At 62.3% G+C, this 20,142-nt stretch carries 21 protein-coding genes; 10 read left to right on the plus strand and 11 right to left on the minus strand.

Going from position 1 to position 20,142, the window contains the following annotated elements:
- Positions 1-100: 100 nt before the first annotated feature.
- The gene (acnB, locus tag WBR57_RS15305; protein WP_424084558.1) at positions 101-2,710 is read right to left on the minus strand and encodes a bifunctional aconitate hydratase 2/2-methylisocitrate dehydratase; all 2,610 of its coding nucleotides are present in this window, start codon (positions 2,708-2,710) and stop codon (positions 101-103) included.
- 397 nt (positions 2,711-3,107) lie between these two features.
- Between acnB and WBR57_RS15310 the strand changes: the two genes are divergently transcribed.
- Positions 3,108-3,581, plus strand: a complete 474-nt coding sequence (locus WBR57_RS15310; protein ID WP_424084539.1) for a DUF1289 domain-containing protein — start codon at positions 3,108-3,110, stop codon at positions 3,579-3,581.
- A 93-nt stretch (positions 3,582-3,674) separates the two neighbouring features.
- On the opposite strand, the gene WBR57_RS15315 is transcribed toward WBR57_RS15310, so the two are convergent.
- On the minus strand, positions 3,675-4,538 hold the full coding sequence (locus WBR57_RS15315; RefSeq protein ID WP_424084540.1) for a universal stress protein: 864 nt from the start codon (positions 4,536-4,538) through the stop codon (positions 3,675-3,677).
- A 156-nt stretch (positions 4,539-4,694) separates the two neighbouring features.
- Between WBR57_RS15315 and WBR57_RS15320 the strand changes: the two genes are divergently transcribed.
- Complete coding sequence (locus tag WBR57_RS15320; RefSeq protein ID WP_424084541.1) at positions 4,695-5,297, plus strand: tRNA-(ms[2]io[6]A)-hydroxylase; 603 nt, start codon at positions 4,695-4,697, stop codon at positions 5,295-5,297.
- On the opposite strand, the gene WBR57_RS15325 is transcribed toward WBR57_RS15320, so the two are convergent.
- Positions 5,253-6,452 carry an MFS transporter gene (locus WBR57_RS15325; protein ID WP_424084542.1) on the minus strand — a complete coding sequence of 400 codons (1,200 nt, stop codon included), beginning with the start codon at positions 6,450-6,452 and terminating at the stop codon, positions 5,253-5,255. The genes WBR57_RS15320 and WBR57_RS15325 overlap by 45 nt on opposite strands.
- A gap of 157 nt (positions 6,453-6,609) precedes the next feature.
- Between WBR57_RS15325 and WBR57_RS15330 the strand changes: the two genes are divergently transcribed.
- Positions 6,610-7,317, plus strand: coding sequence for a winged helix-turn-helix domain-containing protein (locus WBR57_RS15330; protein WP_424084543.1), 708 nt, complete (start codon positions 6,610-6,612; stop codon positions 7,315-7,317).
- Positions 7,318-8,601, plus strand: coding sequence for an ATP-binding protein (locus WBR57_RS15335; RefSeq protein WP_424084544.1), 1,284 nt, complete (start codon positions 7,318-7,320; stop codon positions 8,599-8,601).
- Here WBR57_RS15335 and WBR57_RS15340 read toward each other — a convergent pair.
- The 3 genes from WBR57_RS15340 to WBR57_RS15350 all read right to left on the minus strand — a co-directional run bounded on the left by WBR57_RS15340 (position 8,598) and on the right by WBR57_RS15350 (position 10,663).
- Entirely contained in the window at positions 8,598-9,086 is a 489-nt protein-coding gene (locus tag WBR57_RS15340; protein WP_424084545.1) for a GFA family protein, read from the minus strand. The genes WBR57_RS15335 and WBR57_RS15340 overlap by 4 nt on opposite strands.
- Positions 9,087-9,149: 63 nt before the next feature.
- On the minus strand, positions 9,150-10,304 hold the full coding sequence (gene ampC / locus WBR57_RS15345; RefSeq protein ID WP_424084546.1) for a class C beta-lactamase: 1,155 nt from the start codon (positions 10,302-10,304) through the stop codon (positions 9,150-9,152).
- Between the two features lie 44 nt (positions 10,305-10,348).
- Entirely contained in the window at positions 10,349-10,663 is a 315-nt protein-coding gene (locus WBR57_RS15350) for a hypothetical protein (RefSeq protein ID WP_424084547.1), read from the minus strand.
- Positions 10,664-10,837: 174 nt separating this feature from the next.
- Between WBR57_RS15350 and WBR57_RS15355 the strand changes: the two genes are divergently transcribed.
- A complete protein-coding gene (locus tag WBR57_RS15355; protein ID WP_424084548.1) occupies positions 10,838-12,022 on the plus strand; it encodes a DUF2252 family protein in 1,185 nt (394 codons plus the stop codon).
- A gap of 13 nt (positions 12,023-12,035) precedes the next feature.
- Here the strand turns inward: WBR57_RS15355 and yghX are convergent, their stop codons facing one another.
- Together yghX and WBR57_RS15365 are read right to left on the minus strand one after the other, a co-directional pair.
- Positions 12,036-12,923, minus strand: coding sequence for a YghX family hydrolase (yghX, locus tag WBR57_RS15360; RefSeq protein WP_424084549.1), 888 nt, complete (start codon positions 12,921-12,923; stop codon positions 12,036-12,038).
- A gap of 44 nt (positions 12,924-12,967) precedes the next feature.
- A complete protein-coding gene (locus WBR57_RS15365; RefSeq protein WP_424084550.1) occupies positions 12,968-13,462 on the minus strand; it encodes a PaaI family thioesterase in 495 nt (164 codons plus the stop codon).
- A 122-nt stretch (positions 13,463-13,584) separates the two neighbouring features.
- On the opposite strand from WBR57_RS15365, the gene WBR57_RS15370 reads away from it, so the two are divergent.
- Positions 13,585-14,139, plus strand: coding sequence for a YceI family protein (locus WBR57_RS15370; protein WP_424084551.1), 555 nt, complete (start codon positions 13,585-13,587; stop codon positions 14,137-14,139).
- Here WBR57_RS15370 and WBR57_RS15375 read toward each other — a convergent pair.
- Positions 14,136-15,026, minus strand: coding sequence for a DMT family transporter (locus WBR57_RS15375; protein WP_424084552.1), 891 nt, complete (start codon positions 15,024-15,026; stop codon positions 14,136-14,138). The genes WBR57_RS15370 and WBR57_RS15375 overlap by 4 nt on opposite strands.
- Positions 15,027-15,116: 90 nt before the next feature.
- Between WBR57_RS15375 and WBR57_RS15380 the strand changes: the two genes are divergently transcribed.
- Positions 15,117-16,442, plus strand: a complete 1,326-nt coding sequence (locus WBR57_RS15380; protein ID WP_424084553.1) for a PLP-dependent aminotransferase family protein — start codon at positions 15,117-15,119, stop codon at positions 16,440-16,442.
- A 28-nt stretch (positions 16,443-16,470) separates the two neighbouring features.
- Here the strand turns inward: WBR57_RS15380 and WBR57_RS15385 are convergent, their stop codons facing one another.
- On the minus strand, positions 16,471-16,902 hold the full coding sequence (locus WBR57_RS15385) for a nuclear transport factor 2 family protein (protein WP_122539937.1): 432 nt from the start codon (positions 16,900-16,902) through the stop codon (positions 16,471-16,473).
- A 221-nt stretch (positions 16,903-17,123) separates the two neighbouring features.
- Here WBR57_RS15385 and WBR57_RS15390 point away from each other — a divergent pair, with 221 nt between their 5' ends.
- The 3 genes from WBR57_RS15390 to WBR57_RS15400 all read left to right on the plus strand — a co-directional run bounded on the left by WBR57_RS15390 (position 17,124) and on the right by WBR57_RS15400 (position 19,009).
- Complete coding sequence (locus tag WBR57_RS15390) at positions 17,124-18,218, plus strand: SMP-30/gluconolactonase/LRE family protein (RefSeq protein WP_424084554.1); 1,095 nt, start codon at positions 17,124-17,126, stop codon at positions 18,216-18,218.
- A 102-nt stretch (positions 18,219-18,320) separates the two neighbouring features.
- Positions 18,321-18,539: a DUF6434 domain-containing protein gene (locus tag WBR57_RS15395; protein WP_424084555.1), complete on the plus strand. Its 219-nt coding sequence runs from the start codon at positions 18,321-18,323 to the stop codon at positions 18,537-18,539.
- Positions 18,536-19,009 carry a RidA family protein gene (locus tag WBR57_RS15400; RefSeq protein WP_424084556.1) on the plus strand — a complete coding sequence of 158 codons (474 nt, stop codon included), beginning with the start codon at positions 18,536-18,538 and terminating at the stop codon, positions 19,007-19,009. The genes WBR57_RS15395 and WBR57_RS15400 overlap by 4 nt, the downstream gene beginning before the upstream one ends.
- A gap of 64 nt (positions 19,010-19,073) precedes the next feature.
- Here the strand turns inward: WBR57_RS15400 and WBR57_RS15405 are convergent.
- A partial coding sequence (locus WBR57_RS15405; RefSeq protein WP_424084557.1) for an amidase occupies positions 19,074-20,142 on the minus strand: 1,069 nt, incomplete at its 5' end.

The following is a 20,142-nucleotide window of genomic DNA, read 5'->3' on the forward strand; positions in this document are numbered from 1 at the left end:
CCCTCCCACATTTGTTTTCTGGTGTTGCTAAGACTGTATTCCAGGCATAAAAAAACGCCGCGTATCTTGCGATACGCGGCGTTTTTTACGTCACAACATCTTAGGCTTGAATCACCGGGATGTTGGCGCTTGCCGCGATCTTGCGGAACTCGGCGATCTGGTCGAAGTTCAGGTAGCGGTAAACGTCACTGGCCATGGTGTCCAGTTTCGCTGCGTAGCCCATGTACTCTTCGACGGTCGGCAGGCGACCCAAGGTGGAAGCGACTGCCGCCAGCTCAGCCGAGGCCAGGTAGACGTTAGCGCCGTCACCCAGACGGTTCGGGAAGTTACGCGTCGACGTCGACACCACAGTCGAGTTCGGCTCCACACGTGCCTGGTTACCCATGCACAGCGAGCAGCCCGGCATTTCCATGCGCGCGCCAGCCTTGCCGTAGATGCCGTAGTAGCCTTCTTCGGTCAGTTGGTGAGCGTCCATCTTGGTCGGCGGCGACAGCCACAGACGGGTTGGCAGCTGGCCCTTGACCTGTTCCAGCAACTTGCCGGCAGCGCGGAAGTGACCGATGTTGGTCATGCACGAGCCGATGAACACTTCGTCGATCTTCTCGCCGGCAACGCTCGACAGCAGACGGGCATCGTCCGGGTCGTTCGGTGCGCAGAGGATCGGCTCGTTGATTTCGGCCAGGTCGATCTCGATGATTTCGGCGTATTCCGCGTCGGCATCGGCTTCCATCAGCTCCGGGTTGGCAACCCAGGCTTCCATCGCTTGGGCGCGACGTTCCAGGGTACGTGCATCGCCGTAGCCTTCGCCGATCATCCAGCGCAGCAGGGTGATGTTGGAGTTCAGGTACTCGGTGACGGAGTCTTTCGACAGCTTGATGGTGCAACCGGCAGCCGAACGTTCAGCCGAGGCGTCGGAGAGCTCGAAAGCCTGTTCCAGCGTCAGGTCGTTCAGGCCTTCGATTTCCAGGATGCGGCCGGAGAAGGCATTTTTCTTGCCTTTCTTCTCTACGGTCAGCAGGCCAGCCTGGATCGCGTAGTAAGGAATGGCATGAACCAGGTCACGCAGGGTGATGCCAGGTTTCATCTTGCCTTTGAAGCGCACCAGGATCGATTCCGGCATGTCCAGTGGCATTACGCCAGTGGCTGCGGCGAACGCGACCAGACCGGAACCGGCCGGGAACGAGATGCCCATCGGGAAACGGGTGTGGGAGTCGCCACCGGTACCGACGGTGTCCGGCAGCAGCATACGGTTCAGCCAGCTGTGGATGATGCCGTCGCCTGGACGCAGGGATACACCGCCACGGGTCATGATGAAGTCAGGCAGGGTGTGGTGGGTGGTCACGTCGATCGGCTTTGGATAGGCCGCGGTGTGGCAGAACGACTGCATCACCAGATCGGTCGAGAAGCCCAGGCAGGCCAGGTCTTTCAGTTCGTCACGGGTCATTGGACCGGTGGTGTCCTGGGAACCCACGGTGGTCATCTTCGGCTCGCAGTAGGTGCCAGGACGAACGCCTTTGCCTTCTGGCAGGCCGCAGGCGCGACCGACCATTTTCTGTGCCAGGGTAAAGCCTTTGCCGGTGTCGACAGGCGCTTCAGGCAGTTTGAACAGGTCGGTAGGGCCCAGACCCAGCTCGGCGCGCGCCTTGTCGGTCAGGCCACGGCCGATGATCAGCGGGATACGGCCGCCGGCGCGGACTTCGTCCAACAGCACCGGGGTCTTCATTTCGAAGGTGGTCAGGACTTCATCGGTGCCGTGTTTGCAGACTTTGCCAGCATGCGGGTACAGGTCGATCACGTCGCCCATGTTCATGTTGGTGACGTCGAATTCGATTGGCAGTGCGCCAGCATCTTCCATGGTGTTGTAGAAGATTGGAGCGATCTTGCTGCCGAAGCAGAAGCCGCCGGCGCGCTTGTTCGGCACGTACGGTACGTCGTCGCCGAAGAACCACAGCACGGAGTTGGTCGCGGATTTACGCGAGGAACCGGTACCGACCACGTCACCGACGTAGGCAATCGGGAAACCTTGGCCGCGCATCTCTTCGATCTGCTTCATCGGGCCGGTCTTGCCTTGCTCGTCCGGCACGATGCCTTCACGGGCCATTTTCAGCATGGCCAGGGCGTGCAGCGGGATGTCTGGACGGGACCAGGCATCCGGCGCAGGGGACAGGTCGTCGGTGTTGGTTTCGCCGGTGACCTTGAACACGCGCAGGCTGATCTTGTCGGCCAGGGTAGGGCGGTTGCGGAACCACTCGCCGTCCGCCCAGGACTGGATCACGCCTTTGGCGTGTTCGTTGCCGTTGCGGGCTTTTTCAGCCACGTCGTGGAACGCATCGAACATCAGCAGGGTGTGCTTGAGTTGGGCGGCGGCGACGGGCGCCAGCTCGGCGTCGTCCAGCAGCTCGACCAACGTCACGATGTTGTAGCCGCCTTGCATGGTGCCGAGCAGTTCAACAGCGCGTTTCTTGTCGATCAGGGGGGAAGTGGCTTCGCCCTTGGCCAGGGCAGACAGGAAACCGGCCTTGACGTAGGCAGCTTCGTCAACGCCTGGTGGAATGCGGTTGGTGATCAGGTCAACGAGGAATTCTTCTTCGCCAGCCGGAGGATTTTTCAGCAGCTCGACCAGGCCTGCGGTTTGTTCGGCGTTAAGCGGCTGGGGAACGATACCCAGTGCTGCGCGCTCTTCGATATGTTTGCGGTAGGCTTCAAGCACAGTTATTACCCTCATCAGTGGTCCCACGGGACGCTCATCCAGAAATGAACGGCACGCATGCGCTCGGGGGCTTTTTGGGCCGCAAAGCCAGCGCTGCCGGCATTCCTCACAGAAGCTGCTTTCAAAGTTTTACGCCTGCAGAACGGAGCTGATGAGGGTTGGCGAGGGCATTGACCTACCGAGTCATTGACCATCGCCAACACCGTTCTGAAGGAACGACTGTGCTCGTGACGCTTTGAAAACAGCTTCCAGCGGATTATTGGCGCCTTACAAGGCCGGATGATTCTACGGCAAAAAAAATCTAAAGGTAAGTTGCCTGGCCAAGTTTGCTGGGTGATCAACCTTAGACAAAGGGCTAACATGGCGCACTGTTTTGCTGATTTGCGTGTTGCTGCCTATGTCGAACCACACCATCAAGACCCCCTGCGTCGGCCTGTGCTCCACGGTTTACGGCGATCTGGTGTGCCGGGGCTGTAAGCGCTTTCACCATGAGGTGATCCGGTGGAATGGCTACAACGAAGAGGAAAAACGTGCGGTCTGGTTGCGGTTGGAGCATCTGTTGGTGCAGGTGATGGCTGGCAAGCTGGAGGTTTTTGATCCCAAGACCCTGCGCGGGCAGCTTGAGGCGCGCAAGATTCGCTTTGTGCCGCACCAGTCTGAATACTGCTGGGCCTACCAGTTGATCGCCCGGGGGGCGCGGGTGATTTCCAATCTGGAGGCGTATGGGATGGTGTTGTTGCCGGAGTTTCGCGATTGGAGCTTGCCGGATTTGCGTGATGCCATTGATCGGGAGTTTTTTATCCTGTCTGAGGCGCATTACCAGCGGTATATCGCGCCTGAGTTTTTGAATGATGCATTTGGTGGGGGGTAGGGGGGGCGTTTTTTTTGTTGGGTACATATCCGCCGTAATGGCGAAACCATACGTGGCCATCACCCCAATAACGGATATACACCCAACAACCTCTCACCCCTGGGTCGCCAACTCCCCCAGTTGATCCATCAACGACTCCGGCTTCAGCACCAACACATCACTCTCCACCGCATCCAATATCACCTCCGCCGTATTACCAATCAGCGCCCCGGAAATCCCGGTGCGCGCCACGGTCCCGATGATGGTCACCGCCGCCTGCCATTTGTGCGCCGCAAACGGAATCAACACATCCGCCGGGCCTTCCTCGATATGCAAGTGCGTGTCGTCGATATCAAACTCCGCCTGGAACGCCTTGCACTGCTCGCGATAACGCGCCTCGATGGTTTCCCTGAGCTGAAACGTCGGGTCGGCCGCCGACAACATCGGCGACGGATGGGCACTGATCACATGCAACTGCGCCTTGGCCAGGCTGGCAATGTCGAAGCCGTGGTCGATGATCGAATTGTGCAGCGCGCGGTGTTCACTGTCGGTATTGCCCACATCGATGGCCGCCAGCACCACCCTGCCAGCCCAGGGCGTCGCGGTCTTGACCAGCAGCACGGCGGTTGGGCAGTAGCGCAGCAACTTCCAGTCTGCTGGGGTGAGCAGGGCTTTTTTCAGCGGGCTGTCGGGGAAATGTTGCTTGATCACCCGGCCGCAGCCCTCGGCCTGCTGCACGTCGATGATGGTTTCATGCAGGCTGTCATTCCAGGCCTGCTCGGTGGTCACGTTATAGCCGTCCTCCTGCAAGCCCGACTTGAGCAGGCTCAGCAGCGCCGAATGCTCGTGCTTTTTGTCGCAGACCAGTAAATGCAGATGCGCGCCGGTGACCCCGGCGATCAGCTTGGCGCGCTTGAGGGCCAGGCTTTCCGAATGCTCGGGCTCGATCACCACCAGGATGCTGCGGATAGCTTGCATGGACGGATCTCCAGAATCAGAAAAAGGGCGGACTGCACAACTATAGTTGCTGCCCGCCAGACGTCATGTTGATGCACATCAAGGCCAGTGGCTGGTGGTCTGCGGCGCGGTCGGTATAATCGGCGGCCTTTTGTGATCCTTTTGCCCGTGAGCCCGATGAACCTGCCCGAAATCCACGAATTCCTCGGTTGCCGCACCCCCGATGCCTGGGTCCAGGCGGCGCTGGCCGATCAGGACACCTTGTTGATCGACCACAAGAACTGCGAATTCAAGGCCGCCAGCACTGCCCTGAGCCTGATCGCCAAGTACCATGCCCATGTCGACCTGATCAATATGATGTCGCGCCTGGCCCGTGAAGAACTGGTACACCACGAACAAGTCATGCGTTTGATCAAGAAGCGCAAAGTCGAACTGCGCCAGCTGCACGCCGGGCGTTATGCCTCCGGTCTGCGCAAGGTCGTGCGCAGCCATGAACCGGTCAAGCTGGTGGACACGCTGGTGGTCGGCGCGTTTATCGAAGCGCGCAGTTGTGAGCGTTTCGAAGCGCTGGTGCCGCATTTGGACGAAGAACTCGGCAAGTTCTACTTTGGCTTGCTCAAGAGTGAGGCGCGGCACTTCCAGGGTTACCTGAAACTGGCCTACCAGTATGGCGACGCCAAAGACATCGCCCAGGTGATCGAGCGGGTGAGGGCGGCCGAGCAGGAACTGATCGAGTCACCCGACATCGAGCTCCGCTTTCACAGTGGCGTGCCAGCCTGAGGCGACGGCCACGCCGAGCAGTGCGGTGATCGCGGTCAGCAGCAGGATCACCGTTTGTGTGCCCAGGGGCGCGGCCAGTAGCGCAATCAGCAGGCCCGCCACGGGCTGCGACAGATTGTTGAGCAAGGTGATCACGCCAACGGTCTTGCCGAAATCCTGCACCGGGATCACCCGCTGACGGGTGCTGCGCAGGTACAGGTTGAACATCTTGTCGAACCCGGTCACCAGCAGGAAACCGACGGTGTACAGCCACAGGTTGGGGCTGATCGCCATGATCAGCGCGCCCACGCCAATCATCGAATACGACAGCCCGCCCAGCACTTTCAATGGCAGGGCGGCGCGCGCCAGGTAAAACAGAATCCCGATCGTCACCACTGCGCCGACGGCTTGCAGCACGGCGTAGGCATCCTTGCCAGCGGCAAACTGGCCGGTGACCATCGCGGCCGAGGTGGCCAGCGTCACGCCGATGATCAGGTTCACCCCGACTGCCAGCGTGATGATGCGCTTCAATTCCACCAGGTTGCGGATATGCCCGAAGGCAATGCGCAGCGGCTGCAGCCAGATGTCCCGATGCTGCTCAAAGGTTTCCAGGCTGACCGTGCTCGTGCGCTGCCACAGGCGCATCGCCAGGTCCGCCAGCGCAAACAGCCCGGCCACCCCCAGCACCACCCAATGCCAGGCCCACACTTCCAGCATCAGCGCGGCCAGCAGCGGGCCCAGCACCAGGCCGCTCTGGTCGGCGATCTGTGAATAGGAGAGGGTCTTGGCATAGCTGTACTGTTGGAAGACGTGCGGCATCAACACTTCGCGGGCCATGATGCCCTGGGTGGTCAGCACCCCGCACAGCGCCGACAGGCTGACAATCCAGTAGATCCCGTCGAACACGCCGTACAGCGCGACGGCCACCACGCAGGCCAGCGCCCGGTACACCTGGCTGACATGCAGGATGCGCACCGGCGAGAACTTGTCGCACAACGCGCCGCACACCGGGAACGCCAGGTAGCGCGGCAGTGACTCGACGAAAAACGCCAGCCCGGCCCAGGCCACGCTGTTGGTGGTCTGAAACACGATCAGCGGCACAATAAACAACAGAATCTGGTCTGCCAGGCGTGACAGGAACAATGAAACGAAAAACGCCAGGTAATCCTTGCGCATACAACTCCCTGTGAATGGCGTTAAAGAGTGCGGGCTATTTGTTAAAAACTCTTAAAAGCATGAAGCTTGTGCGGCCGTCACTGGCCAACTGCGTCGGGCGCCCAGCTTGCCACCTATAATGCCCGCTCTTCAATCTGCGTCTGCACACTGAGAACTTATGGAAAACCTGGGTCTGGGCAAAGTCCTGCTGGTTGAGGACGATGAGAAGCTGGCAGGGCTGATTGCGCATTTCCTGTCGCAGCATGGTTTTGAGGTGCGTGTGGTGCACCGTGGCGATGAAGCCTTGGCGGCGTTTCTCGACTTCAAGCCCAAAGTCGTCGTGCTCGACCTGATGCTGCCGGGCCAGAGCGGCCTGCATGTGTGCCGTGGGATTCGCAGCGTGTCCGACACGCCGATTGTGATCCTCACGGCCAAGGAGGACGACCTGGACCATATCCTCGGCCTGGAGTCCGGCGCCGACGACTACGTGATCAAACCCATCAAGCCGCCGGTGTTGCTCGCGCGCCTGCGCGCCCTGCAACGTCGCCAGGCACCAGAACCCACCGTGCGTGGCGCCCTGGCGTTCGGGCGGCTGGCGATTGACCGCAGTTGCCGGGTGGTCAGCCTCGGCGACGAGAAGATCGACCTCACTACCATGGAATTCGAGCTGCTGTGGCTGCTGGCCAGCAACGCCGGCAAAATCCTCTCGCGCGACGACATCCTCAACCGCATGCGCGGTATTGCCTTTGACGGCCTGAACCGCAGTGTCGACGTGTACATCAGCAAGCTGCGCGGCAAGCTCAATGACAACCCGCGTGAACCGGTGTGCATCAAGACCGTGTGGGGCAAGGGTTACCTGTTCAACCCGTTTGCGTGGGAGGTCTAGATGCTGCGCCTGTTTCTGCGCCTGTACGTGATTCTGGCGCTCGGTCTGGCAGGGGCGATCTGGCTGGTCAACTACACCTTTGACGAGTTGATGCCCGAAGCCAACGAAACCTATAACCGCGAAGCCCTGCGTGGCCCGGCGTACGGCCTGGTGGAGCAATTGCGCCCGCTGCGCGCCGCTGAGCGCGAAGCCCGGCTGGCCGAGTTGCAGCCCCACTACGGGCTGCTTTTGAAACTGGTGGCCCAGGACAGCCAGTCGCTCAGCCCGCGCGAACAAAAGCTCCTGAGCGAGGGCTTGCTGGTGGTGCGCGGCGACTTCAGGGAGTTCCTCGTCAACATCGACAACGGCCCGCAGTTGCTCGAAATCAAACTGCCGGAAGAACCCAAGTGGCTGTACCTGTGGGCCTATGGGTTTCTCGGTGTGTGCCTGGCCATCGTCGTGTATTTCTGGGTGCGCCCGCACTGGCGCGACCTGGAGCACATCCGCCTGGCTGCGCAACGCTTCGGCAACAACGACCTGGGTTCGCGCATCCTGCTGCCACGCCGTTCCACCGTGCGTGAGCTGGCCGGGCACTTCAACCAGATGGCCGAGCGCATCGAAAGCCTGATCGCCAACCAGCGCGAACTGACCAACGCGGTGTCCCACGAGTTGCGCACGCCGATTGCGCGCTTGTCGTTCGAACTCGACCAGCTCAAGCAACAGGCCGACCCGCGCCAGAGCCGCGCTTTGATCGCCGACATGTACGCCGACCTCGGCGAGCTGGAAGACATGGTCTCCGAGCTGCTGACCTACGCCAGCCTGGAGCGCGGCGCGACCCAGGTCACCCGTGAGCGCATCGAGGCCCACAGCTGGCTCGACAGCGTTATCGGCAGTGTCGCACTGGAGGCCGAGGCGGCCGGGGTGCAACTGTCGCTGCGCACCTGCGAGGTGGATTTTATCCAGATCGAACCGCGCTTCATGGCGCGCGCGGTGATCAACCTGCTGCGCAATGCCATCCGCTATGCCGAGCGCCGCGTAGAGGTGTCGCTGGTCAAGTTCGGCAGCGGTTATGAAATCCGCGTGTGCGACGACGGCCCCGGCGTGCCCGAAGATGGCCGGGCGAAAATCTTCCAGCCGTTCATGCGCCTGGATGCCAGCCGCGACCGCCGCACCGGTGGTTTCGGCCTTGGCCTGGCCCTGGTGCAGCGGGTGTCGCAATGGCACGGCGGGCAGGTGCAGGTGCTCGATTCGGAGTGGGGCGGGGCGTCGTTTCGGATGACCTGGGCGTATGCTGACACGCCTTAACCGCTGAGCCCCAACCGTTCATGCCACTGCGCGATGGACTCCTCAGGGTATTCCTCAAACTGCACATCGCCCTTGCGCACGCTGACCTCCACCCACGGCGCCTTCGAGCCCAGCATCAAGTGCGTGTGCTGCGGCGGTACCGGCAGCGGCGTGTCGATCGCCGAGGCAAACGGGTGGATCAACTCCGGCCATTGCGGGCTGAACAGCCAGAGCGCGCTGCCGCATTGCGAGCAGAAGTGCCGCTCGGCGGTGCTCGCGTGGGCACGGCTGGCGCCCTCGGGCTTGAGCCTGGCGTGGTAGATCGAAATCTGTTTGCGCCCCCGCACCTTCAAGCTCTGGCTGTCACCGGCGAGGTTGATCGCATACCCGCCGCCGCCCTGGGTCTTGCGGCAGATCGAGCAATAGCAACGCTGGTAAGGGTAGGGATGGGCGCTGTTCAGGCTGAACGTCACGGCGCCGCAATGGCAGGATCCTTCGAGTTGCATGGTCAGTCTCCTCTGGCAAGGTGACTGTTGAGCTTAGGCGTTTTCCGGCACCGACGGTTCGGATTAGTGGTCCAGCGCGCTCAAGATCGCATGCGCGACTTTCACCCGCTCGGCGTTCGGGTAGTTCTTGTTCGCCAGGATCACCACGCCCAACCCTTTGCTCGGCACATAGGCCGCGTACGCGCCAAAGCCGTTGGTGGAGCCGGTTTTGTTCACCAGCGTATCGGCGTGAGGCGCCTGGGGCGGGGTCAGCCAATTGACTGCGTGCGGCTGCATGGCCATGGGCGTCGAGTTGCCGTCAATCAGCGCCTGCAGTTTGATCGGATAGGGGTACATTTCCCAACCCAGGCCCTGAGTCATGCCGTCGACCGTGTAGTAACCGGTATGAGTCGTGGCGATTGCCTGCTGGAGCGCCTTGTCCTGATGCGCCGGGTTCATGTTGACGGCAACGTAGTGCAGCAGGTCCGAAGCGTTGGTCTTGATGCCGTAGGCCTCGCTGTCCAGCGCTCCGGGGCCGACGCGTACAGGTTTGCCGTCCTTGCCATAGCCTTGGGCGTACAGCTTCATCTGGCTGGCCGGGACTTTCAGGTAGGTGTGCTTGAGCCCGAGTTTGGGCAGCAGGGTCTTCTCCATCAACTGATCGAACGGCTGCTTCAGGCTCTGCGCCGCGAGGTAGCCGAACAGCCCCAGGCTCGGGTTGGAGTACAAGCGCCGGGTGCCGGGCGCGAAGTCGGGTTGCCATTGCTGGTAGTAGCTGAGCATGCGCTGGCGGTTGTCGAAATCATCCGGGAACTGCAAGGGCAGGCCGCCCGCCGTGTAGGTGCCCAGGTTAAGCACGCTGATGTGGTCGAACTGGCTACCGCCGAGTGCAGGCAGATAGTCGGTGGCGGGCGCCGACAACTTGAGTTTGCCAGTGGCGACGGCGTAACCGGCGAGGGTCGCGGTGAAGGTTTTGCTCACCGAGCCGACTTCGAACAAGGTGTTTTCGCTGACCGGCTCGCGGGTGTCCTGGGCGGCGACGCCGTAGTTGAAGAAGTGCGTCTGGCCGTCCTGCACCACGCCGACCACCAGGCCTGGAATCGACTGCTGCTGCATGAGCGGCTTGACGCTGGCGTCGACCATCGTTTGCAGGTCGGTGGCGGCCAGGCAGTTGCCGGCGGCGATGAACGCTGCGAGCGCCGCAAAGTGGCGCACGCCGGATAGCAATTGTTGAGACATGATGATACTTCCACACGATTGATCTATTGGATAAACGCCCGGGATCAAGGGCTGGTTATGTGCATCTGCGGCCGCCTGGGGACCGGGTAGGGCGGGTCGCACGGAACCTTCTGATAGGTTTGCGCGACGGGATTGAGTAGCTGATAACGATGCTCGTCATATTGGACGCACAGCCACAGCTGACCGTGACCGTCCACGTGGTCCACTTTCCATACCACATTGCTTTCGAAAAAAAACCGGTAGAGCGCTTGCTCCTGCGGGCCCATCTGAATATCGGGAACATGGCTAATTTTGATACCGAAGTCCAGCCAGACCCAGTCCTCGCCCTCACTCAGCCCTTTAAAGGTTTCATTGGACATTGCCAATTCCTCGCTAAAACAGAAGGGGTCAAATCATGGCGAATCCGGGCGGGTAAGCCATAAGACGCGTCTTAAAAAACCGTGGCGTCCCTCAGAAGAGAGGCGATTCTCTGAAACAAAATGAAACATTTTGCCCTGGGCCAACCTCTACCGTAGCCCCTGCCGAGTGCCTTCATGAAAAGCCCACGCCCCTCCGCACGCATGCCTCACCTGACCCATCTGCGCAACCTGAAAATGGCGCGTTCGGCCCACGCCTATGTGCGCGGCAGCACCGTGCAATTTTACGAGTGGCTGCACAGCCAGATGGGCCGCCGCTTGCCTCAGGGCCCGGCGATCTGGATCTGCGGCGATTGCCATGCGGGCAACCTGGGGCCGACCGGCGACACCAAGGGCCGTATCGACATGCACATTCGCGACCTGGACCAGGCGGTGGTCGGCAATCCGACCCACGACCTGGTGCGCCTGGCGTTGTCCCTGGCCACTGCAGCGCGTGGCTCGGACCTGCCCGGCGTGACCACCGCACGCATGCTCGAAGAAATGATGCTGGGCTACGAGCAAGCCTTCAAAGACAAACCCGACGAAGTACCGCCACGCCCCTCCCAGGTCAAGGCGGGCATGCGCAGCGCGGTGGAGCGCACCTGGAAGCATCTGGCCCGCGAGCGCATTGAAAGCGCGCGGCCGACCATTCCGCTGGGCAAACACTTCTGGTCATTGTCACGCGCCGAAAAAACTGCGCTGCACACCCTGTGCGCCTCGGACGAGTTGCACCAGTTGGTGACGTCGTTGAAGGGCCGGCCCAAGGATGCCAAGGTCGAACTGCTGGATTCGGCCTATTGGGTCAAGGGCTGCAGCTCGCTCGGCCTGTTGCGTTACGCGGCATTGCTGGGGGTGGGCGACAAGGACGACCGGGAATATTGCCTGATCGATATCAAGGAAGCGGTCGGCGCCGCTGCACCGCGCGCGGCCCGCGCGAAAATGCCCAGGGACAACGGACGTCGGGTGGTGGAGGGCGCGCGTCAGCTGTCCCCTGGCCTGGGTGAGCGGATGTTGGCGACGCGGTTTCTGGACCACGGTTTTTTCATTCGCGAACTGCTGCCCCAGGACATGAAACTGGAGCTCGACGAATTGAGCGAGATCGACGCCATGCACGCCGCCGGTTACCTGGCGCGGGTGGTGGGCATCGCCCATGCCCGGCAGATGGACCGGGCCACTCGCAAGGGCTGGATGGCGGTGCTGCAGGAAAACCGCTCGCGGCAACTGGATGCGCCGTCGTGGTTATGGACCAGCGTGGTGCAACTGGTGGGTAGCCATGAACAGGGCTACCTCAACCATTGCCGGCGGTATGCGTTGGAGCACTGATTTCAATGGGGGGCTAGGCCAGGTATTTGTTGAACCAGCCCAGGGTGCGTTCCCACGCCAGGTTCGCCGCCGCCTCGTCATAACGCGGCGTGGAATCATTATGGAAACCGTGGTTGGCGCCCTTGTAAATAAACGCTTCATAGGGGGTGCCGGCGGCTTTCAAGGCCTTTTCATATGCCGGCCAGCCCTCGTTGATTCGCGTGTCCAGCTCACCAAAGTGCAGCATGATCGGCGCTTTGATGCGCGGCACGTCCTTGGCCTCCGGCTGGCGCCCATAGAACGACACCGCCGCGCCCAGTTCCGGGTACGCCACCGCCGCGGCGTTGGTCACGCCGCCGCCATAACAGAAGCCGGTAATCCCGACCTTGCCGGTGCTGCTGTCGTGGTGCATCAGCCATTCGATGGCGGCGAAAAAGTCGTTCATCAGTTTGGTCGGGTCGACTTTCTGTTGCAGCGCCACGCCTTTTTCATCGTTGCCGGGGTAGCCGCCCACCGAGGTCAGGCCATCTGGCGCCAGGGCGATAAAACCGGCTTTGGCCAGGCGCCGGGCAACGTCTTCGATATACGGGTTGAGGCCACGGTTCTCGTGCACCACCACCACGGCGGGCAGCTTGCCGGCGGCTTTGGCCGGGCGCACCAGGTAGCCACGCACGCTGCCGTTGCCTTTGGGCGAGGGGTAGGTGATGTAGTCGGCGATGATGTCCGGGTCGGTGAATTTCACCTGCTCGGCCAGCGCGTAGTTGGGGCTCAGGGCCGCCAGCAGGGCTGACGCCGTGAGGCCGCCAAAAGTGAACAACGCGGCGCGGTCGAGAAACTCGCGGCGGTTGATCTTGCCGTGGGCGTAGCCGTCGTAGAGCTCCAGCAATTCGGGGGCAAAGTCTTTCGCGGTGAGACGAGTCATCGGTGCAATCCTCGATTAGCGGTGACAGACACTGTAGACCAGCATCAGCTTTCGCGGCCATGGGCGCTGGCCGCCAGTTGGGTGGTGTCGACCCGCACGAACACCGAGTCGCCGATGGCCGTGAGCAGGTCGCCGGCGTACACCTCGCAGACCACGCGGGTTTTGCGCCCGACCTCACCCTCGACCCGCGCGCGCAATGTCAGGGGCACGCCCATGGGTGTGGGCTTGATGAATTTGATGCCGAGGTTGCCGGTCACGCAGTCGATGCGCGGCAGGCTGCCGGGTTCGCGCTGTTCGGCGCGGTAGTGGTAGGCCATGGCGGTCCAGTTGGAATGGCAATCCACCAGCATCGCGATCAGGCCACCGTAGACCAGGTCGGGCCAGCCGCTGTACTGCGCGTCGGGCAGGTGCTCGGTGATCAGGTGCACGCCATCGTCCGCCCAGCGGCTCTTGATATGCAGCCCGTGAGGGTTGCTGCCGCCGCAGCCGTAGCAGATGCCTTCCGGCGCAGTGGTGTCCTGGAGAGAAGGGGAAAGCATGCAGCGTCCTTATTATTGTGGGGCAGCTACTCTGTTTAGCAGGACATTGGCCGGATGGGAATACATCCGTGGGGGGCGGTGTTCGTCCGGTACGTGAGCCCTGTCCTTTTGTGGAGCGTTGCATGAAGCCGCGAATTTACCTGGCCATCTTTCTGTGTGTGTTGACCAGCGCCCAGGCGGCGCAGTACACCGACGTCAACCGCACGGCCAGCCAGATCAGCTTTACCTATAAACAACTGGGCCAGCGCGTGTACGGCACCTTCGCCGATTTCGAGGGCACGCTGAGCTTCGACACGCAAAGGCCCGAGGCCGGGCATGCAGTGCTCAGGATCCAGCTGGCAAGCATTGACGCCGGCAGCTCCGACACCAATGACGAGCTGCAACGCGCGTCCTGGTTCGACACCGCGACCTACCCGGTGGGCGTGTACGAATCCACTGGGGTCACGCCGCTGGGCGAGAACCGCTTCAAGATCAGCGGCAACCTGACCCTCAAGGGCGTCACGCGCGAGGTGGATGTGGACGTGGTGCTCAAGGAGCAAAGCGGCATCGGCGTGTTCGACGGTGAGTTCATCCTCAAGCGTGGCGACTTCAGGATCGGCGAGGGCGAATGGGCCGGCAACAGCGTGGTGTCCAACGACATCAACATCAAGTTCAAGATGGTCGCGCCACAGCGTTAGCGGGCGAAACGCTTGGCGCCGGCCACGCAGGCGATCACGGCGACGGTCACCAGCAGCATCCCCAGGCTGACCTGTTCGTGCAGCAAGCCGGCAGCCAGGGCCAGGCCGAAAAACGGTTGCAGCAATTGCAATTGGCCGACGGCAGCGATGCCACCCTGCGCCAGCCCGCGGTACCAGAACACAAAGCCGATCAGCATGCTGAACAGCGACACGTAGCCCAGGCTCAGCCAGGCCGCCAGGCTGGTCCCGCTGAAGGTTGGCGGCGCGAGGATCAGGCTCAACGGCGCCACCACCGGCAGTGCCACCACCAGCGCCCAGCAGATCACCTGCCAACCGCCGAGGCTGCGCGACAGCGTGGCGCCTTCGGCATAGCCCAGGCCGCAGACCAGCACCGCCAGCAGCATCAACAGGTCACCCGCAGGCGCGGCGCTCAACCCCTGGGCCAGCGCATAGCCCATCACCAGCAGGCTGCCCAGGATCGAAAACAGCCAGAACACCGGGCGCGGTCGCTCGCCGCCGCGCAGTACGCCGAACACCGCCGTGGCCAGGGGCAGCAGGCCGATAAACACGATCGAGTGCGCGGAGGTCACGTATTGCAGCGCGAGTGCGGTGAGCAGTGGAAAGCCGATGACCACGCCCAGTGCCACAATCGCCAGGGGCACCCACTGGTTACGTGCAGGGCGTTGCTCCTTGAACAGCCAGAGCAGCGCCAGCCCGAGCAGGGCGGCGAGGGTGGCGCGGATCAGGGTGAGGAACACCGGGTCGAACTCCATCACCGCCACACGCGTGGCCGGCAGGGAGCCACTGAAAATCAGCACGCCGATAAACCCATTGATCCAGCCTTGAGTGCTGGTGTCCAGGCTGCGCAGGGGGGAGGTTCGTTCCATGAGGGTATGCCCGAAAAAGAGAGGTTGCGTTCGCGCCATCCTAGGGGCGAGCATTAAGACAATCAAAAAATTGTCATGGATACATCGCCTATGCCGCGCGCTCGCTATAAATCGCTGGTCGATACCTTTGCCGATCAGATCCGCAGCGGCAAACTCGCCCCCGGCACGCGCTTGCCGACCCATCGCCAGCTGGCCGCCGACCATGGTCTGGCGTTGGTCACTGCCAGCCGGGTGTACACCGAGCTGGAGGCCATGGGCCTGGTCAGCGGCGAAACCGGGCGTGGCACTTTTGTGCGTGAAATCGCGTTGCCGCCGGGGCAGGGCAGCGGGCAGATGAACGTGCCCGCCGGCATGCTCGACCTGAATTTCAATTACCCGTCACTGCCCGGCCAGGCAGACCTGCTGCGCACCGCATTGCGCCAGTTGGCACTGTCCGGCGACCTTGAAGCGCTGCTGCATTACCAGCCACATGCCGGGCGCCTGCATGAGCGTGCGGCCGTGGCGCGGCATCTGCTGAGCCGCGGGCTTACGGTCACGGCCGAGCAGGTGCTGGTGGTTAGCGGCGCCCAGCATGGGCTGGCGGTGACCCTGATGGCGCTGCTCAAGCCTGGAGATGTGATCGCCGTCGACGCGCTGACCTATTCGGGGTTCAAGGTGCTGGCCGAAACCCTGCACCTGGAAATGCTCGCGATCCCGGTCACCGCCAGCGGCCCGGACCTGGACGCGCTGCACAGCCTGTGCCGCAAGCGCCCGGTGCGCGCCGTGTACTGCATGCCGACCCTGCACAACCCGCTCGGTTGGGTGCTGGGCAGTGCGCAGCGCGAGCAGTTGGTGGCGCTGGCGCGCCAGCACAACCTGATGATCATCGAGGATGCGGCCTACGCATTCCTGGCCGAGGACGCGCCGCCGCCCGTGGCGACATTGGCGCCGGAGCGCACGGTGTATGTCGGCGGGCTGTCCAAGAGTGTCGCCACCGGCCTGCGCGTGGGGTTTATTGCGGCGCCCTTGGCCTGGATGAAGGGGCTCGAGCGCAGGATTATGGCCACCACCTGGAACGTACCCGGGATAATGAGCGCGATTGCAGTGGCGTGGATCGAGGACGGGACGGTGGCGCAGCTCGAGGCGCAAAAGCGCCGCGACGCCCAGGCCCGCCAGGTTCTGGCGGCACAGGTGCTCAAGGGGCTCACGTCTGTCAGCCACCCCTCGTCGTACTTTCTATGGTTGCCGCTGGCAGAAGACGCACGCGCCGATCAGGTCGCCATGACCTTGCAGCGCGAGGGTGTGGCGGTGTCCACCGCCGAGCCGTTTGCCGTCTCGGCCCACGTGCCGCATGCGTTGCGCCTGGCCCTGGGTTCGGTGGACATGCCGGCGCTGCAGGAGGCGCTGCTCAAGGTGCGCAAGGCGGTGGAGTGGTGAACCGGTTACCGCGGTTCACCGGCGGGCCTCAGTACTTGTAAGCCTGACGCCCGATCAGCAGCCATTTGCCTTTTTGCTTCTGCCAGACCTGGAAGTTGTCGATATCGGTCGGCACTTCGACGCCGCTGTTCACCGCCAGGGCGTGGAAGTGGTTGCGCACCAAGGCGGTGTCGCCTTGCAGGGTGATGGTCTGGTTCTGCATTTCCAGGGTCTTGAACGCGCTGGTGTGGGTTTCCAGGTCGGCGATGAATTGGTCCTTGGTCTGCACTTTGCCGCTGGAATGGCCGTAGGTGAGTTTGTCGGCGGTCAGCGCGTGCAGCTGCTTGAGGTCCAAGTGCAGCATGGCTTGGGTCAGCTGATCGACCGCTTGGGCCACGTCCTTTTCGGCAGGGGCAGGTGCCGCTGCGACATAACCGCTGAACAGGCACAGAAAACCGATCAGCACTTTGACGTTTTGCATGGGTGTTTCCTTATTGTTGTTGGGGATGCTTGCGCAACACGTTACCGATTGTGTCGTCGTACAACATTGCAATATTCCCATTGGTTTTGGAAAGTAAAATTTCGAATATTTGCGCGATTCAGCCTGAATAATGGACTTAAGCATTAATCCGGTCTTGTACGATGTCCCATCACAAGCTAAAACTAGTCCCCCGTCTAACAATAAAATAACGGTGACACTTGATGGATTCCTCCCCTTTGCCTGCACAACCCGAGCACAGCCGTCGGGTATTCCTGAAGCGTTCGCTGGCGGTCTCTGCCTCGGTGGCGGTGCTGGGCAACCTGCCGCAATTGGCCCACGCCGCCGAACCGTTGAGCCAGCGTTACCCGGACCCGCTGATCAAAGTGCTCGATGACAGTTTCCTCGAATTGCGCCTGTTCAACGCCAGCGTCGAACGCCTGGCCACCGGTTTGCGCTGGGCCGAGGGGCCGGTGTGGGTGGGCGATGGGCGTTACCTGTTGCTCAGCGATATTCCGAATAACCGCATCGTGCGCTGGGACGAAGTCACCGACAGCCTCTCGGTGTACCGGGAAAACGCCAACTTCTCCAACGGCATGTGTCGCGACCGCCAGGGCCGCCTGCTGGTGTGCGAAGGCTCGACCACCACCCACGAAGGGCGACGCATCACCCGCACCGAGCACAACGGCAAGATCAGCGTGCTGGCGGACAGTTTTGACGGCAAACCTTTCAATTCGCCCAACGATATCGTGTGCAAGCGCGATGGCTCAGTGTGGTTCAGCGACCCGCCATTCCAGACCGGCAACAACTACGAAGGGCACAAAATCACCCCGACCCAGCCCCATGGCGTGTACCGCATCGACGGCGACAGCGGCAAGGTCACCCGAGTGATCGACGACCTCAATGGCCCCAACGGGCTGTGCTTTTCGCCGGATGAAAAGACCCTGTATGTGGTCGAAGGGCGGGCCAAGCCCAATCGCCTGATCTGGGCCATCGACGTCAAGGACGACGGCACGCTCGGCGCCCGCCGCAAGCACATCGAAGGCCTGGAGTACGCTGCGCTCGATGGCATCAAGTGTGATGAGAGCGGCAACCTCTGGTGTGGCTGGGGCGGTAACGGCGACCCCAAGGCCGACCTGGAAAAACTCGACGGCGTGCGCGTGTTCAACCCACAGGGCAAGGCGATCGGGCATATTTCCCTGCCGGAACGTTGCCCCAACCTGTGCTTTGGCGGCCGCGAAGGCAACCGCCTGTTCATGGCGGGCAGCCATTCGATCTATGCGTTGTTCGTGAATACGCGCGACGCCGGGTTTGCTTGAACCCTACGCAAAAAAATCCACTGTTGACGTCGGTTGACCGGCGTTCACAGTGGCATTTTGGCGTTATGCTGCGTGCTCCTGAGGCATCAAAGACGCGAGCAAATGGACTTCAATTGGCACAGCGACCTCATCACCCGCAGCACCCCCGTGACCCCGCACTACAAAAACACGCAGAACGTACGCCGGTTCATGCGTGAGCACTGCGGGCCGAGGTTCAAGTTTGACCGGCCGTTCATGGCCTGGATTCGCACCGATTCGCCCAAAACCCTCGGCGACATGGTCGATGAGTGGCAACGTCGCAATGAGGAAGTACGCCCATGACACGCGATGAAAAATACCAGGCCGCGCAGGACCGCCTCGGCTATCAACTGGATGAATTCAAAGTCGGCGGCAACTACACGCCGCTGGTCCGCGACGGCAACCACCTCTACATCAGCGGCCAGATTCCACGGGTGGGCGATGCCATTGTGCTGCCGGGCAAGGTCGGGGCCAGCCTGACCCTGGCCCAGGCGCAAACCGCCGCCGGCATCAGTGCTTTGCGCTGCCTGGGGCTGCTCAAACAGGCGTTGGGTTCGCTGGACCAGGTCAAGGCCATCCCGCGCATCACCGTGTACGTGCGCAGCGCCGAAGACTTCGATCAGCAGAGTGAAGTGGCCAACGGCGCCTCCGACCTGTTGCACGAGATCCTCGGCAGCGCCGGCGTGCACACGCGCACGTCGGTAGGCGTCATGCAGCTGCCGAAATCGGCGGCGGTGGAGATCGATATGATTGCGGCTGCGCACAGTGCCTGAGTTGGCATGCCGTAAATGTGGGAGGGGGCTTGCCCCCTCCCACATTTGAATGGTGTTGACTCAGTTAATGCTGGGTCAACGGCGGGGTACGCGGCGGAATCAGCCGCTTGCTGCCCGTCGCCTCGAACGCCGAAGCAAAACGCAGCAGCGCCGAGTCATCGTACGCACGCCCGGCGAAGGTCAGCCCGACCGGCATACCGATGTCCGCCATCACGCCCATGGGCACGGTGACGGTGGGCACGCCCAGGTGGCGAATCGCAAGGTTGCCGTTGGCCACCCACACGCCGTTGCTCCAGGCGATGTCGGCGCTGGCCTCATTCACGTCGGCATCCGCCGGGCCAACGTCGGCCACGGTGGGGAACAGCACCGCGTCGAGCCCCAGCGTGTCCATCCAGTCTTCCAGGTCGATGCGGCGGGTTTGTTCGAGCCCGCGCAGGCCATCGGGTAAGGTGCTGATTTCATTCCACGGCGTGATGCCGCGCTCGGCCATGCGTACGTATTCGTCCATGCCGGCCGCCAGGTCGTCTTCACGGTTGGGCAGGGTGCCGGGGTCGTGGGGGAAGATCTTCGGCCCGTCTACATCGGCAAGGCGGTTCAGCGCCGGGTCGTTGTTGGCGCGCAGGAAATCATCGAAAGCCCAGGCGGACAGCTCCCACAGTTCGTCGTGGAGGAATGCCTTCGACACCAGCCCACGGGTGAACACGGTCGGTGCACCGGGGCGGTCGCCTTCGCAGTTGGACACCAGCGGGAAATCCACTTCGATGACGTCGGCGCCGGCCGCTTCGAGGGCCTGGCGCGCGGCCTGCCACAGCTCGATCACGCTGGCGCGGGTGTTGATCTTCTGCCCGGTCGGGCCGCCGATGCCGGGCTTGTCGCTGGTGCCCGCTTCGGGGTCGGCATTGATGTACATGCGTGGCACGCCGAAGCGTTTGCCCGCCAGGGATTCGGCTGGCGCGGCCAGTTGCGCATAAGAAACCGGGCGCACCGAAACGACGCTGGGGATCGGCACCCAGGGTTGCAGGCGCCACAGGTCGCCGCGGCTGTCCGGGTCCTCGGCGACCACCACGTCGAGCACTTCCAGCAGGTCGGCCATGGTCCGCGCGTACGGCACCACCACGTCCATGGTCGGGGTC

The sequence above is a fragment of the Pseudomonas sp. genome, from assembly GCF_049590575.1.
Lineage (GTDB): Bacteria > Pseudomonadota > Gammaproteobacteria > Pseudomonadales > Pseudomonadaceae > Aquipseudomonas.